At 69.2% G+C, this 13,602-nt stretch carries 13 protein-coding genes and 1 pseudogene; 5 read left to right on the top strand and 9 right to left on the bottom strand.

The annotated features are described in order from the left end of the window. Positions 1-443 (bottom strand): annotated as a pseudogene (locus AB0I77_RS27820) (D-alanyl-D-alanine carboxypeptidase); the annotation flags it as partial. Positions 444-666: 223 nt separating this feature from the next. On the opposite strand from AB0I77_RS27820, the gene AB0I77_RS27815 reads away from it, so the two are divergent. The 3 genes from AB0I77_RS27815 (at position 667) to AB0I77_RS27805 (ending at position 3,045) form a co-directional block, all read left to right on the top strand. Next, the gene (locus AB0I77_RS27815; RefSeq protein ID WP_363285433.1) at positions 667-1,434 is read left to right on the top strand and encodes a GPP34 family phosphoprotein; all 768 of its coding nucleotides are present in this window, start codon (positions 667-669) and stop codon (positions 1,432-1,434) included. Positions 1,435-1,766: 332 nt separating this feature from the next. After that, positions 1,767-2,636, top strand: coding sequence for a helix-turn-helix transcriptional regulator (locus AB0I77_RS27810; protein WP_363285432.1), 870 nt, complete (start codon positions 1,767-1,769; stop codon positions 2,634-2,636). A gap of 214 nt (positions 2,637-2,850) precedes the next feature. Then, positions 2,851-3,045 (top strand): DUF397 domain-containing protein, encoded by a 195-nt coding sequence (locus tag AB0I77_RS27805; protein WP_363285430.1) that lies wholly within the window; start codon positions 2,851-2,853, stop codon positions 3,043-3,045. 130 nt (positions 3,046-3,175) lie between these two features. Here the strand turns inward: AB0I77_RS27805 and AB0I77_RS27800 are convergent, their stop codons facing one another. Continuing rightward, positions 3,176-3,691, bottom strand: coding sequence for a glutathione peroxidase (locus tag AB0I77_RS27800; protein ID WP_363285428.1), 516 nt, complete (start codon positions 3,689-3,691; stop codon positions 3,176-3,178). 56 nt (positions 3,692-3,747) lie between these two features. Beyond that, on the bottom strand, positions 3,748-4,725 hold the full coding sequence (locus tag AB0I77_RS27795) for an ArsR family transcriptional regulator (protein ID WP_363285426.1): 978 nt from the start codon (positions 4,723-4,725) through the stop codon (positions 3,748-3,750). A 74-nt stretch (positions 4,726-4,799) separates the two neighbouring features. Here AB0I77_RS27795 and AB0I77_RS27790 point away from each other — a divergent pair, with 74 nt between their 5' ends. After that, complete coding sequence (locus AB0I77_RS27790; RefSeq protein ID WP_363285425.1) at positions 4,800-5,993, top strand: MFS transporter; 1,194 nt, start codon at positions 4,800-4,802, stop codon at positions 5,991-5,993. A gap of 81 nt (positions 5,994-6,074) precedes the next feature. Then, positions 6,075-7,202: an FAD-dependent oxidoreductase gene (locus tag AB0I77_RS27785; protein ID WP_363285424.1), complete on the top strand. Its 1,128-nt coding sequence runs from the start codon at positions 6,075-6,077 to the stop codon at positions 7,200-7,202. On the opposite strand, the gene AB0I77_RS27780 is transcribed toward AB0I77_RS27785, so the two are convergent. From AB0I77_RS27780 to AB0I77_RS27755, 6 genes are all read right to left on the bottom strand, one after another. Continuing rightward, entirely contained in the window at positions 7,192-7,632 is a 441-nt protein-coding gene (locus AB0I77_RS27780; protein ID WP_363285540.1) for a MarR family transcriptional regulator, read from the bottom strand. The two genes, AB0I77_RS27785 and AB0I77_RS27780, sit on opposite strands and share 11 nt — an antisense overlap. A gap of 113 nt (positions 7,633-7,745) precedes the next feature. After that, positions 7,746-9,119, bottom strand: a complete 1,374-nt coding sequence (locus tag AB0I77_RS27775) for an MFS transporter (RefSeq protein ID WP_363285423.1) — start codon at positions 9,117-9,119, stop codon at positions 7,746-7,748. A 57-nt stretch (positions 9,120-9,176) separates the two neighbouring features. After that, the gene (locus AB0I77_RS27770) at positions 9,177-10,103 is read right to left on the bottom strand and encodes an amidohydrolase family protein (RefSeq protein ID WP_363285422.1); all 927 of its coding nucleotides are present in this window, start codon (positions 10,101-10,103) and stop codon (positions 9,177-9,179) included. A 5-nt stretch (positions 10,104-10,108) separates the two neighbouring features. Then, positions 10,109-11,134 (bottom strand): amidohydrolase family protein, encoded by a 1,026-nt coding sequence (locus AB0I77_RS27765; RefSeq protein ID WP_363285421.1) that lies wholly within the window; start codon positions 11,132-11,134, stop codon positions 10,109-10,111. A gap of 147 nt (positions 11,135-11,281) precedes the next feature. After that, positions 11,282-12,271, bottom strand: a complete 990-nt coding sequence (locus AB0I77_RS27760) for a polysaccharide deacetylase family protein (protein WP_363285420.1) — start codon at positions 12,269-12,271, stop codon at positions 11,282-11,284. A gap of 32 nt (positions 12,272-12,303) precedes the next feature. Continuing rightward, a complete protein-coding gene (locus AB0I77_RS27755; protein WP_363285419.1) occupies positions 12,304-13,350 on the bottom strand; it encodes a glycoside hydrolase family 11 protein in 1,047 nt (348 codons plus the stop codon). Positions 13,351-13,602 lie beyond the last annotated feature (252 nt).

Genomic DNA, 13,602 nt, shown 5'->3' with positions numbered 1-13,602 from the left:
GACTGTCCCGCGTCCCCGGGGCGCCCGGCGTCAGCCTGCCGCGTGCCTGCGGCCGTCGCGGTGTCAGCCTGCCCCGCGTCCGCGCCCGATCCGGCGTCAGCCCGCCCGGCCTCTCCCGTCGTCCCGGCCTCCGCCTGCACCGAGCCCTCGGTCTCCCCGGCGTCAGCCCGCCCGGAGCCCTCCCCGGCATCCCCCCGCGCGGCCCCGGGCCTCCCCGCCGCCTCCGCGAGTTCGCGTACCGACAGGGTCCTTGTCGCCGTGTCCACGCCCCCGCGGGACCTCGTGCCCGATTCGCGGGCTACCGCCAGGCGGGGGTCGCCCTTCCCGGTCGTTTCGCTCCTTGCCTCGGGAACCGGACTCGCGCTCCCCGACGTCGGTTCTACCGACGACTCGTGCTGCTTCGACCTGTCGGGGGACTCGCCCGCCACCGATGCCTCCTCCATGTGCCACACGCCGTCCGTGCGGCTACCGAACCATGAACCGCCGCCCGTGAACACCGCTCTGAAGCGGTGTCCGAACCATGTACCAGTGTCCTGTGTGCGGGGTTGACTCAAGCGGTAGACGAGAACGACATACCTACTGGTTCCCTCACAAAGAGGTCACGCACCCTCGACAGACCAATGTGAGAGGGGTCACCCTGTCATTCATCCACGCGGGGAGGCATGGATGGGCAGGAGCCGCAGAACACTTCCGGAAGAGCTTCTGCTGCTGGCACTGGACCCGACCACGGGTACCACTGCACAGCCGCAGTCGCTCGACCTCGGTCTGGCCGGAGCGCAGCTAGTGGAGCTGGCGCTGGCCGGACGGATAGCCCCAGACGGGGATCGTATCGCCGTGGTAGTCCCACGGCCGACTGGAGATCCAACATTGGACTGCGCGTTGGAGTTGCTGCGAAGGCGTGGCGCTCCCGTACGTGCGGTGAACTGGATTGGCGGGCCCCGCCTGGGGCTGCGCCAGACCTACCTCTCGCATCTGGAGCGGTGCGGCATGGTGCATGCCGTGGCGGGACAGATGTGCGGGGTGTTGCCGACGACTCGCTATCAGGCGACCGACAACGAGATCAGCCGGGAGATCAGGGCCCGGCTGGACTCCGCGATCCGCACCGGCGTACCGCCGGACCCGCGGACCGCGGCGCTCGCCGCCCTGGCGCACGCGGTCGGCCTCGGCAAACACCTGTATCCGGGGAACGAGGGACGCTCGTCCCGATCCCGGCTGCGGGACCTGATCAGGCACGACCCGATGGGCGGCCTCGTGGCGCATGCCGTGATGGACGTTCAGAACGGCGTGGCGGCCCAGCCGCGACGCAGCCCGGCACCACCGGTCGGCCGTCAGGCCGCCACCGGCCCAGGAGTCAGGCAGCCCGCACCGGAACCCGCACGCGGCGTTCCGATGCAACCGCGCCGCGGATCCATGGCGCGCGCCGTGGCCCACTGAGCCGCAGTCCCACGGCGGGGCACCGCACCAGCGGTACGACAGCACGACCCGCTTCACCGAGCGCCGCACCGCAGTCCCCAAGACCCGGTACGGGAGCCGCTGGTCCGCGCGGGGTGGCGGAACCGTACGTCCCAGGACGATATGGTTCCGTCGCCCCGCGCGGCCGTATGTCCGGCTCCGTACGGGGCCCGTGGCCGGAAACTCTTCAACCCGCATGCGCGTGGCGCATATCCCCCGTTTCCCAGCGGTAGTGAGCACCTTGGTGGCAGTCTGCTCAACAGCAGATACGCAAAGTGGCAATTCTGAGGCACGCAGCCGGAGGTGCACGTCCCGTGGCGTCCAATGTCAATCCCACCGTCAGGCGACGCCGGCTGGGCCAAGAGCTGCGCCGGCTCCGCGAGATCAAGGGCATGACGGCCGAGGAAGTGGCGGAACGACTGCTCGTGTCGCAGTCGAAGATCAGCCGGCTGGAGAACGGCCGGCGCAGCATCAGCCAGCGTGACGTCCGCGATCTGTGCGGGGTCTACGAGGTCGACGACCAGCGGATCGTCGACTCGCTGATGCAGATGGCCAAGGACTCGCGGCAACAGGGCTGGTGGCACGCGTTCGGGGACATCCCGTACAGCGTGTACATCGGCCTGGAGACCGATGCCGAGTCGCTGCGCGTCTACGAGCCCCAGATCATCACCGGGCTGTTGCAGACCCGCGCCTACGCCGAGGCCATCATCAGAGGCGGCTCGCCGGAGACTTCGGACACGGAGATCGACAAACGCGCCGAGGTCCGGCTGCGGCGGCAGGATCGTATCGTCGCCGAACGGGATCCGCTGCGGCTGTGGGTGGTGCTGGACGAGGCGTCTTTGCGCCGGATCGTGGGCAGCCGGCAGGTGATGCGCGAACAGCTGGAGTACCTGGCCGAGGTGTCCCAGCGGCCGCACATCACCGTGCAGGTGCTGCCGTTCGAGGTCGGCGCGCATCCCGGCATCAACGGCCAGTACTCGATCCTGGAGTTCGCCGACGCGGCAGACTCGAGCGTGGTGTACATCGAGGGCGTGACCAGTGACCTCTACCTGGAAAAGGCGCAAGATGTGCAGAAGTACACGGTGATGTACGAGCACCTGCGCGCCCAGGCGCTGAACGTGGACCAGTCGCGCCAGCTGATCGAGGACGTGGCGAAGGAGTACGCCCGGGAGTCCCTCCGTTGAGCCCCTCCGTCGAGCCCCTCCGTTGACGCCTTCGACAGAAAGGGCCGGATCCTACACCCCGGCCTGGCCTGCCTGGAAGACTCACCTGGAATATGCCATCCGGACGAGTGAACGGCTGCTCCGAAAGGGGAAGTCGGCGAGTAGCGTCGATCACGCCAACGATCAGTAAAGGTTGGCGGAAATCGAACAGCGCTACTCCCCTAACGGAGCAAACATGCCAATTCGCCTGGGTGCCACGGAAACGTGGCTGACGTCCTCCTACACGAACAACAACGGTGCCTGCGTGATGGTCAGGTCGACCAACGAGGCGTCGCTGGACGTGGGGGACACCAAGGTCGGCCCCGACGGAATCAAGGTGAGGTTCCCCGCGGACGCCTGGAACGCCTTCGTGGCCTCGGTCAAGCCATAGCCGAGTGCATCACGGACAACAACTGCACAAGCAGCACGACAAGAGCCCTCTCGACCAGTTCGCCGTCCTTGCCGAGAGGGCTCGGCTTGTGCCCGGACGCAGAAATCAGAGCCCTGCCCCAGGGGGAAGGTCAACCGGCCAGCTGCGCCTCCACGGCGGCGACCAGCTCCGCCGCCTCCGGCTCGGTCTGCGGTGAGAAGCGGGCTACGACCTTGCCGTCGCGGCCGATCAGGAACTTCTCGAAGTTCCAGCGGATGTCACCGGTGTGGCCCTCGGCGTCGGCGAAGCCGACCAGGCTCGCGTAGAGCGGGTGCCGGCCCTCGCCGTTGACCTCGACCTTCTCGGTCATCGGGAAGGTCACGCCGTACGTCGCCGAGCAGAACTCGGCGATCTCGTCGGCGCTGCCGGGCTCCTGCCCCATGAACTGGTTGCAGGGCACCCCGAGGACGGTGAAGCCGCGCTCGGCGTACTGCTCGTGCAGCCGCTCGAGGCCGGTGTACTGCGGGGTCAGCCCGCACTTGGAGGCCACGTTCACCACGAGCACGGCCTGGCCGGCGTACTGCGAGAGGTCCGCGGAACCGCCCTTGAGGGCGCCGATCTCGGTGTCGAGGGGAGAAATACCGCTGCTGTCTGCATTCGTCGTCATGTTCGGATGCTAACTCCGCGAGTTGTCGGGCAACCGACCGGACCCCGACGCTCCGGTCACTCCGCTGCGGTCACTCCCGCCGCCTTCACGAGGACCTCGCCCGCGGCCGTCCGCGAGTACAGGACCGACCTGCCCGCCCGCCGCCGTTCCACCAGCCCCGCGTCCAGCAGCACCTTCAGGTGCCGTCCGACCGATCCGAGGCCCTGCCCGGTCACGGCGACCAGTTGGCTGGTGCTCAGCGGGGAGCCGAGGAGGACGAGCACACCGGCCCGTGCGGGCCCGAGCAGCGCGCCGAGGCTCGCGGGCACGGTCCGCCCGCCCGGGTCGGCGAGCGCGCCCGCGCAGGCGTAGACGACCGCGTACCGGCTGGGCTCCTCCCAGGACACCCAGCCGGCCTGGGGAGTGACCGGTACGAAGACGAGCTCGGCGCCGGAGATCTCGCGGGGCGGGTACTCGTGCAGGTTCACCTGGAGCCGGTTGCCGCCGAGCCAGCGGGTCCGGCCCGGGCGCAGTGAGTCCAGCATCGCCGCCCAGCCGCCCTGGCTCACCCGCGCGGTCCGGGCGACCACGTCCGCCTCCAGGACCCGCCGGTGCCGGTGCCAGTCGGGCCGTACGGTCTCGGTCCAGACGTACTCCAGGAGGCCGGCCGCGCGCTCGGGGAGGTCGTCGCGGTCCAGCTCGGCGGGGAGCGGGCCGGCGAGGGAAAGCCGTAGGTGCGCGCGGGCTTCGTCGGGGCGGGCCGCCCGCACCCTCTCCACGCCCTCCTCGAAGGTCTCCCGGGCCCTCGGGGTGGGCGTGAGGAAGTCGGCGATCCAGTCCCGGCCGAGCCCGGCGCGCACGAGCAGCGCGGTCACCGGGTCGGCGGCCAGGCGGGCCCGGTAGCCGGGCAAGTGCCGCTGTAGCCAGGCGTGTTCGCCGGGGTGTGCGGGCACGCTCGCGTGCAGCAGCTGCAGGCTCGCGAAGGTCTCGGCCAGAGGGGAGAGGACGAACCGGCTGGCGGCGAGCGTGTCGGTGTTGACCTGCCACCAGCCCATGCGCCGCCGCCTCCGACCTTTCGCCTCTGTGCGAAACAGTAACCATCGTTCCCTGGGCGCCCCAGACTCCGCGCATGCGCAGCTACCAACACCTCTTCCGTACACCGGAGTTCACCCCGCTCTTTCTCTCCTCCTCCCTCCATGTCGCCGCCCAGACGGTGAGCGCCCTGGCGCTCGGCACCCTGGTGTACCGGGCGACCGAGTCGCCGCTGCTGTCCGCGGTGAGCATGTTCGGGCCGTCGCTGGCCCAGGTGCTGGGCGCGACCTTCTTCCTCTCCGGGGCGGACCGTCTGCCCCCGAGAGCGACGATGGCGGGCATCTCCCTCGCCTTCGCGGCCGGTACGGCGCTCATCGCTCTGCCCGGCCTGCCGCTGCCGGCCGTCTTCGCCGTCGTACTCGTCCAGGGCCTGATCGCCTCGCTGGGCGGGGGAGTCCGCTGGGGTCTGCTGAACGAGATCCTCGCCAAGGAAGGCAAGGGCGGGTATCTGCTGGGGCGTTCGGTGTTCAACATGATGAACGGGATCACGCAGATCACCGGCTTCGCGGCGGGCGGCGTCCTGCTGGCCGTCCTCTCGCCCCGCACCTGCCTCCTGCTGGCGGCGGCGCTGTACGCGCTGGCCGCCCTCGGGATCCGCCTGGGCCTGACCCGCCGCCCGCCGCGAACCTCGGGCCGGCCCTCGGTGGCGGCGACCTGGCGCACCAACGCCCTGCTGTGGTCCTCCCGTCCCCGCCGCCACCTCTATCTGGCCCTGTGGATTCCGAACGGCCTGGTCGTCGGCTGTGAATCGCTCTACGTCTCCTACGCCCCGCACGCGGCCGGCACGCTGTTCGCCTGTGCGGCGTTCGGGATGTTCGTCGGCGATGTGACCGTGGGCCGGCTCGTGCCGCCCGCGCTGCGGTCCCGGCTGGGGGTGCCGTTGCTTCTGCTGCTGGCCGCGCCGTATCTGTTCTTCGCGCTGGGCCCGCCGCTTCCGCTCGCCGCGGCCGGCGCCGCCGTGGCGAGTGTCGGCTTCGGCGCGAGCCTGGTCCAGCAGGAGCGCCTGATGGCCCTCGTCCCGGGCGAACTGGCGGGCCACGCCCTGGGATTGCACTCCGCCGGGATGCTCACCCTCCAGGGCGTCGGCGCCTCCTTGGCGGGTGCGGTGGCCCAACTGACCTCACCGGCCACCGGGATGACGGTGATGGCGGCGGCGTCGATCGCGGTGACGCTGGGCCTGGCGCGGGGACTTCGAGTGAACTCCATCATTGAAGTTCGTACTGCGAACTAATATTGTTCGTGGAGCGAATGAACGCGCGAATGAATGCGCTGCGCGAATGAATGAATTACTGGGTGGGGAGTTGAGGGCTTCATGACACGCGCCACAACAGGACGCACCGTCGTGGTGGTCGGCGGGGGATACGGCGGCGCCGCGGTCGCCAAGGCGCTGGATGCCGAGACGGACGTCGTGCTCGTCGAGCCGAAGGACGCCTTCGAGCACGCGGCCGGCTCGCTGCGGGCGCTGGTGCGGCCGGACTGGGCGGAGAACATCTTCTTCCCCTACGACCGTCTGCTGGCCCGGGGAGAGGTGGTGCGGCAGCGGGTGGCGTCCGCGGATCCGGACGGCGTGACCCTGGCGGACGGTCGCCGTATCGCGGCCGACTACCTGGTCCTCGCCACCGGTTCCGGGTACCCCTTCCCCGCCAAGGCGGACGCGGACGACGCGAGCGAGGCGCTGGCCCGGCTGCGTGCCACCCACGACGAACTGGCGGGCGCCGAGCGGGTGTTGGTGACGGGCGCGGGCCCGGTGGGGCTGGAGCTGGCCGGTGAGATCAAGGCGGTGTGGCCGGAGAAGACGGTGGTGGTCGTGGACCCGGCGACCGAACTGCTGCCGGGATTCGAGCCCGAACTGCGCGCGGACCTGCACGGTCAACTCGCGGGTCTGGGCGTGGAGTTACGGCTGGGTGTGGGGCTCGCCGAGCAGCCGCCGGGTGAGCCGGGGCGGGCGAAGACGTTCACGGTGGGTACGACGGCCGGGGACGAGATCTCGGCCGACATCTGGTTCCGCTGCCACGGCGTACGCGCCAACGGCGACTACCTGGCCGACGGCCGCATCACGACCCGTACACCGCAGGGCCGGGTCCCGGTGACCGAGCGGCTCACCGTCCAGGGTCACGAGCACGTCTACGCCCTGGGGGACCTCACCGACCTCGCGGAGGCGAAAATGGCCTTGTACGCGACACAGCACGCCGCGGTAGTCGCTGAGAACATCCTCGCGCAGGTGCGCGGCGAGCGGCAGAACGCCGTCCACCGGCCGTCCCCGGTGCCCTCGGTACTGCTTCCGCTGGGGCCGGAAGGGGGCGTCGGCCAGTTCCCGTCGCCGGACGAGCCCGGTGTCCCGACTGTCGTCCCGGCGCAGGTGGTGGCGCAGTACAAGGGTGCTGACCTGGGCATCGGCCGCTTCGAGGAACTCTTCGGCCGGCCCGGGGCTACGGACTGACGTCCGGGTCCGTGAACACCTCGGGCACCTTGTTGTCCAGCACGACGCGGGAGAGGAGCGCGGTGAGCCTCTCCCGCTCGGTGGTGCTCAGCCCCGAGGGCAGTGCCTCGACACGCCGGCAGGTCTCGGCGTAGAACTCCTCGGCGATCTCCGCGCCGTCCTTCGTGAGTCCCACCCGCACGGCCCGCCGGTCCCGGGGGTCGGGCTCCCGCCGCACCAGCCCCCGCTGGGCGGTCCGGTCCACCAGCCCGGTCAGGCTCGACTTGGCGAGCCCGAGCATCTCCCCGAGCTCGCTCATCCCGTACGGCTGGGGCATCAGCACACACAGCAACTGCCCCTGCTGCGGGGTCAGTCCATACGCCCGGCTCGAGTCGGCGTACACGGCATTGACGAGAAACGCCGACCGCACGAGTGCGGTGACGACGCCCATCCGCTCGCCTGTGTCCTTGGCCATTCGGCCAGCTTAACGGCGGGCGAGAGGGGGGAATACGGTCCGGATACCGTCGGGATACCGGTCGGGTGGCGGGGCGTCGGCCCGCCTCGTCACACACTCCGTGCCGGATCAACGGCAACTGGACGTTGCCGTCCCGGCGTCGACTGCGCCGCCGCGCGGGTCCTGGGGCCGAAGACGGCGAGGGCGATCGCGCCGACCAGCCAGGCGCCGGCGATGAAGTAGAAGACGCTCCGGTAGCCGCTGCTGTTGTAGAGGGCCGCGACGATCAGCGGGCCGGCGGCGTTCGACAGGCGGCCCAGGCCGTAGGGGATGCTCGTGCCCAGGGAGCGGCCGCGGGTGTCGAAGAGCTCGGGGGAGTAGGCGTAGGCGAGGGCCGTGTAGCCGCGCTCGAAGAGGTTCACCAGGAAGCCGAACACGACGATGAAGACCGGGTCGAAGGTGAGCCCGTAGAACAGGCCGCACAGCGCGATCACCGAACCGAAGGCGACCAGGCACCACTTGCGTTCGAAGCGGTCGGTGACCAGGGACGCCAGGAAGGAGCCGAGCGGGGCGCCGACCGTGGTGAGAGCGAGGTAGAAGACCGACTTCTCGACGCTGAATCCCTCCTTGGCCAGCAGGGTGGGCGCCCAGCTCGAGTAGCCGAAGAAGCCGATGGTCTGGGTCACCCACAGCACGGTGAGGAGCAGGGTCGGGTACAGGTACTTCTTCTGGAGGAGCAGGCGCAGGGGTGCCTTGCTCAACGGGGCTTCTTCGACCGGGGGCGCAGGCTCGGGAAGGGGGCCCTTCTCCGCGGCGACGCGGGTCTCTATCTCCCGCAGGATCGCGTCCGCCTTCGCGTGGTCTCCCCTGCTCTCGTGCCAGCGGGGCGACTCCTTGAGATGCCGGGTGAACAGGACGAGCAGGATGCCCAGGGAACCCCAGAGGTAGACCAGCCGCCACGACCAGTCGTTGAGCGGTACGACGAAGCTGGCGATGAGGTTGGTGGCCGGTGTGCCGCAGATGCCGATGACGATGGCGTAGGCCTGGTACTTGCCGCGGACCTTGGACGGGTACAGCTCGCTGACGTAGACGACCGCGACGACGGTCATCGCGGACAGCCCCGCCGAGGTCAGGACGCGGAACACGCCCTGGGACACGATGTCCCAGGAGAACACGGCCGCGAACGAGAACAGGCCGAACCACAGCGTCGTCCACAGCAGCGCCCGCTTGCGGCCCCACCGGTCGGCGACGGCCCCGGCGGCGATCGACCCGATGAACATGCCGACGAAGGACAGCGAGGTGACGTAGGCGACCTGGTCGACCGTCACACCCCACAGGTCGATCAGTTTCGGGGCGGTGGTGGCGAAGCTGTTGATGTCCGCGAACTCGAAGAAGTAGGCGAAGGCGACGGCGAGCAAAGTGGTCTTGTGGAACCGGGAGATCGGCAGTCTGTCCAGCCGGTTCAGCGCGTTGGCATGGTGCATGCGAGTGCCCTTGTCGAAGCGGGGAGTGGGGAGGGGGACGTGGGGGGTGGGGAAGGGTCAGACGGCTTCGCCGGGCCAGTACAGGCTCATGGGGTTGTCGACGAGCAGCTTGCGCTGCTGCTCGGCGGTGACCGCCACCTGTGGGACGTAGTCGACCAGGAGGCCGTCGTCGGGCATGTGGCCGGTGAGGTTGGGGTGGGGCCAGTCGGTGCCCCACAGCACCCGGTCGGGGAACTCCGCCACGACGCGGCGGCCGAAGGGGACGACATCGGTGTAGGCGTGCCGCTCACCGTCTAGGGCGGCGGGGCCGGTGACGCTGAGGCGCTCGGGGCAGGTCACCTTCACCCAGACGTCGCCCGCGTCGATGAAGCGCAGGAACCGGGTGAACTCCGGCCCGTCCACCGGCTGGGCCACATCCGGTCGCCCCATGTGGTCGACCACCAGCGGGGTGGGCAACGAGGCGAAGAAGCCCTCCAGTTCGGGCAGGTCGGCGCTCTCGAAGTAGAGGACGATGTGCCAGCCGAGCGGGGCGACCTTCCGCGCGATCGCGCGCAGGTCGTCCGCCGGGGAGGCGTCGACCAGCCGCCGTACGAAGTTGAAGCGCACTCCGCGTACGCCCGCCGCGTCGAGGCCGAGCAGCTCGCTCTCGGTGATGTCCGGACGGACGGTCGCGATGCCGCGCGCCCTGCCGCCGGACGCCCGTACGGCGTCGACCATCGCGGTGTTGTCCGCGCCGTGGCAGGTGGCCTGCACGATGACGTTGCGGGCGATGCCCAAGTGGTCGCGCAGCGCGAACAGTTCGGCCTTGCCGCCGTCGCAGGGCGTGTACTTCCGTTCCGGTGCGAAGGGGAACTCGGCCTGCGGGCCGAAGACATGGCAGTGGGCGTCGACAGTTCCCGGCGGGAGCCGGAAGGTCGGCACGGACGGGTTGTGGTACCAGTCCAGCCAGCCGGGGGTCTTGGGAGTGGGAGTGGGAGTGCTCATGTGACTCACCGGCCCTGGCGCTTCAGCAGGGTGTCCAGCCGGGGGTATACGGCACGGGCGTTGTGTTCCTGGATGGCGGCCAGATCGGCGGCGGGCAGCTTGGCGGCCTCGGCGTAGCGGCGGGTGTCGTCGAAGTGGTGGCCGGTGCACGGGTCGACGGAGCGGACGGCGCCGATCATCTCCGAGGCGAAGAGGATGTTCCGGGTGGGGATGACGTCGAAGAGGAGGTCCGAACCCGGCTGGTGGTAGACGCAGGTGTCGAAGAAGACGTTGTTCAGGACGTGTTCTTCCAGCGGCGGCTTCCCGAGCGCCATCGCCAGGCCGCGGAAACGGCCCCAGTGGTACGGAACGGCGCCGCCGCCGTGCGGGATGATCAGGCGCAGCGTGGGGAAGTCCGCGAACAGGTCACCCTGGACGAGCTGCATGAACGCCGTGGTGTCGGCGTTGAGGTAGTGTGCGCCGGTGGTGTGGAAGGCGGGGTTGACGCTCGTGCTGACGTGGACCATCGCCGGGACGTCGTACTCCACCATCTTCTCGTAGACGGGGTACCAGGACCGGTCGGTGAGCGGCGGGGAGGTCCAGTGACCGCCCGAAGGGTCGGGGTTGAGGTTCAGCGCGACGGCGCCGTACTCCTCCACGCAGCGGGTGAGTTCCGGTACGCAGGTGGCGGGGTCGACGCCGGGTGACTGCGGGAGCATCGCTGCGGGGACGAAGCGCTCCGGGTAGAGGGCGCTGACGCGGAAGCAGAGCTCGTTGCAGATGGCCGCCCACTCGGAGGAGGTCGCGAAGTCCCCGATGTGGTGTGCCATGAACGAGGCGCGGGGCGAGAAGATCGTCACGTCGATGCCACGTTCGTCCATCAGCCGCAACTGGTTCGGCTCGATGGTCTCGCGCAGTTCGTCGTCGCTGATGCGCAGATCGGCGCGAGCGGGGGCGACCGCGGGGTCCGTGAGCCCGTCGATCTGCTGATTGCGCCATGCTTCCAGCGCCGGCGGGGCGGTCGTGTAGTGACCGTGGCAGTCGATGATCATCACTGTCCCTCTTCGAGCAGCGGTAGCGGTGGCACGGCCGCAAAGCTAACCGCTGACGAAATTGTTGACAATATGTGCGGCGGGAATTTTCGGAAGCGATGTGGCGCGGCAGCCGATGGGCTGCCGCGCCACTGGGAGGGGGTGATGTCAGCTCGCGGTGCAGGAGACCGTGGGCCAGGTCCAGTTGCCGTTGGGCTGGATGGTGACGCCGAAGTTGTTGCCGTTGCCGTTGGGTTTCGCGGTCAGTACTTGGGCGCTGGGGTAGCTGGCGCTGGTGTTCCAGGTGGAGAGGACCTTCGCCGGGGAGGGCACGTTCATCGTCACGGTCCAGTTGCTGGAGCCGGAGACGGCGACGTTGAGGTTGTACCGGTCGCTCCACTGCTGGCCCGCGGACAGGGTCGCGGTGCACCCGCCGCCGGGGGCGCCACCGTCGGGGGCCACGGCGCGGCCGGTCTGCGGCGAGATCATGCCGGCGCACAGGCCGCGACTGGTCAGCCCCTGCGCGATACGCGGGATCGCGGCGAGCGTGTTGGCGGACCAATCGTGCAGGAGGATGTTCTGGCCGTTGGTGAGCCGGCCGGCGGCCTGCACGATCGCGTCGGTACTTGCGCCGTTCCAGTCCTGCGAGTCGACATCCCAGATGATCTCGGTCAGGCCGTACCTGGCCGCGACCGACTTCACCGTCGCGTTGGTCTCGCCGTACGGCGGCCGGAACAGCTTCGGCGTGCCGCCGCCCGCGTTCGCGATGGCCTGCTGGGTCCGGGAGATCTCCGAGTCGATCTGCGCCTGGCTGAGCTGGGTCAGATGCGGGTGGGTGTAGCTGTGGTTGGCCACCCACATGCCGGCGTCGACCTGGGCCCGCACCTGGGCCGGGTTGGCGGCGGCGTACTGGCCCTGGTTGAACATCGTGGCCCGCAGCCCGTTCTGCTTGAGGGCGTTGAGCAGGTTCGTCGTGTTGCCGGACGGGCCGTCGTCGAAGGTCAGCCCGACGTACCCGTTGCAGGCGGCGGCCTGCGCCGGGGCGGCGCCGGCGGTGGTGGCGGTGAGGGTGCTCGCGGCGGCCATCGCGGCGACGGCCAGTCCCGTGACCAGGGAGCGTAACGAGAGATGTGGTCTGGTTCGCGTACGGATTCTCATGCGGAGTGGTCCTCCAGCCTGGGATTCGGGGGTCAGCTCGGGGTGCAGGAGACCGTGGGCCAGGTCCAGTTGCCGTTGGGCTGGATGGTGACGCCGAAGTTGTTGCCGCTGCCGTTGGGTTTCGCGCTCAGCACCTGGGCGCTGGGGTAGCTGGCGCTGGTGTTCCAGGTGGAGAGGACCTTCGCCGGGGACGGGACGTTCATCGTCACGGTCCAGTTGCTGGAGCCGGAGACCGAGACGTTGAGGTTGTACCGGTCGCTCCACTGCTGGCCCGCGGACAGGGTCGCCGTACAGCCGCTGCCGGAGCCGCCGCCGGGGGTGCCACCGCCGGTGGTGCCGCCCACCGTGATGTTGGAGTTGCCGCTGCTCTGGTAACCCTCGGTCGCCATGATCATGTAGTAGTTGAAGCTGCCGAGGGTCATTCCGGCGCGGGCCCAGGCGTCGAAGTGGTTGCCGGTGGTGATGGTTCCACCTGTCCTCTTCGACTGCCGGACGCTCCAGTACTGGTCGAAGGTGCGAGTGCCTTCGACGGACGGGGCGTTGTACCGCGTCGTCTTGTAGATGTCGTACGTACCGCCGTCGGTGGTGACGGTGCCCATGGGCGTTCCCGTGGGCCGGTACGTGCCCCAGTTGTCGACGATGTAGTACTCCACGAGCGGATTCGACGTCCACCCGTAGAGGGCCAGGTAGGCGTTGCCGGACGGGTTGAAGGTGCCCGAGTAGGTCACGCTCCGGCGTCCGCCGTTGCTCCAGCCCTTGCCGGCGACGAAGTTCCCGGTGTTGCTCCAGGAGGTGCTGTAGTTGCCCCCGGCGGCCAGGTTCATGGAGACCGTGCCCGGGGCGTCGGTCCAGAACGAGTAGTAGTAGCCGTTGTTGGTGCCGGTCTGGTTCGTGGTGACGACCGTGTCGGCGTGGGCGGTGCCGGGCATGGCCATCGCGGCCACGGCGACCAGCACTGTGGCGCAGGCGCTGCTGATGAGCAGCCGGAAGCGGTCGCGGATGCGGTCGCGTTTGCGCTTCGTCGTGTTCCTCGTGTTCCTCGTGTTCCTCGTGTGTGCACGTGCGGGTGCGTCATTCATGTGCGTGAGTGTTGGTCTGGGCACGTCAACTGTCAACTGTTTCGACAGTGATCGCGAAACATTCGGCGAGTTTCTGGCTTCCCGGGGAGGCGTCTTACCTGGTCACAGCTGTACATGACGAAGCCAACCGAGGTTGACCGTTGAGAGTTTCGTTCTCAAGGTCAATTGTCCCCGGTCGGCTTGTCGAAACATTCGAAGACTTTCCGGATCACTTCCGCAGGTGCAGCCACTTCCGGTGCCGCCCTTACACGA

Origin of the sequence: Streptomyces sp. NPDC050619 (assembly GCF_040654815.1) — a bacterium.
In the GTDB taxonomy this organism is placed as follows: domain Bacteria; phylum Actinomycetota; class Actinomycetes; order Streptomycetales; family Streptomycetaceae; genus Streptomyces.
Note: the sequence above shows the minus strand (reverse complement) of the source record. Positions and strands in the feature narration are given on the sequence as shown.

What these genes read in the sequence shown, in the direction of transcription:
- AB0I77_RS27815 (WP_363285433.1), top strand. Translation starts at nt 667, where the DNA reads ATGGGCAGGAGCCGCAGAACACTTCCGGAAGAGCTTCTGCTGCTGGCA.
- AB0I77_RS27805 (WP_363285430.1), top strand. Translation starts at nt 2,851, where the DNA reads ATGCCAATTCGCCTGGGTGCCACGGAAACGTGGCTGACGTCCTCCTAC.
- AB0I77_RS27800 (WP_363285428.1), bottom strand. Translation starts at nt 3,691, where the DNA reads ATGACGACGAATGCAGACAGCAGCGGTATTTCTCCCCTCGACACCGAG.
- AB0I77_RS27795 (WP_363285426.1), bottom strand. Translation starts at nt 4,725, where the DNA reads ATGGGCTGGTGGCAGGTCAACACCGACACGCTCGCCGCCAGCCGGTTC.
- AB0I77_RS27790 (WP_363285425.1), top strand. Translation starts at nt 4,800, where the DNA reads ATGCGCAGCTACCAACACCTCTTCCGTACACCGGAGTTCACCCCGCTC.
- AB0I77_RS27785 (WP_363285424.1), top strand. Translation starts at nt 6,075, where the DNA reads ATGACACGCGCCACAACAGGACGCACCGTCGTGGTGGTCGGCGGGGGA.
- AB0I77_RS27780 (WP_363285540.1), bottom strand. Translation starts at nt 7,632, where the DNA reads ATGGGCGTCGTCACCGCACTCGTGCGGTCGGCGTTTCTCGTCAATGCC.
- AB0I77_RS27775 (WP_363285423.1), bottom strand. Translation starts at nt 9,119, where the DNA reads ATGCACCATGCCAACGCGCTGAACCGGCTGGACAGACTGCCGATCTCC.
- AB0I77_RS27770 (WP_363285422.1), bottom strand. Translation starts at nt 10,103, where the DNA reads ATGAGCACTCCCACTCCCACTCCCAAGACCCCCGGCTGGCTGGACTGG.
- AB0I77_RS27765 (WP_363285421.1), bottom strand. Translation starts at nt 11,134, where the DNA reads ATGATCATCGACTGCCACGGTCACTACACGACCGCCCCGCCGGCGCTG.
- AB0I77_RS27760 (WP_363285420.1), bottom strand. Translation starts at nt 12,271, where the DNA reads ATGAGAATCCGTACGCGAACCAGACCACATCTCTCGTTACGCTCCCTG.
- AB0I77_RS27755 (WP_363285419.1), bottom strand. Translation starts at nt 13,350, where the DNA reads ATGAATGACGCACCCGCACGTGCACACACGAGGAACACGAGGAACACG.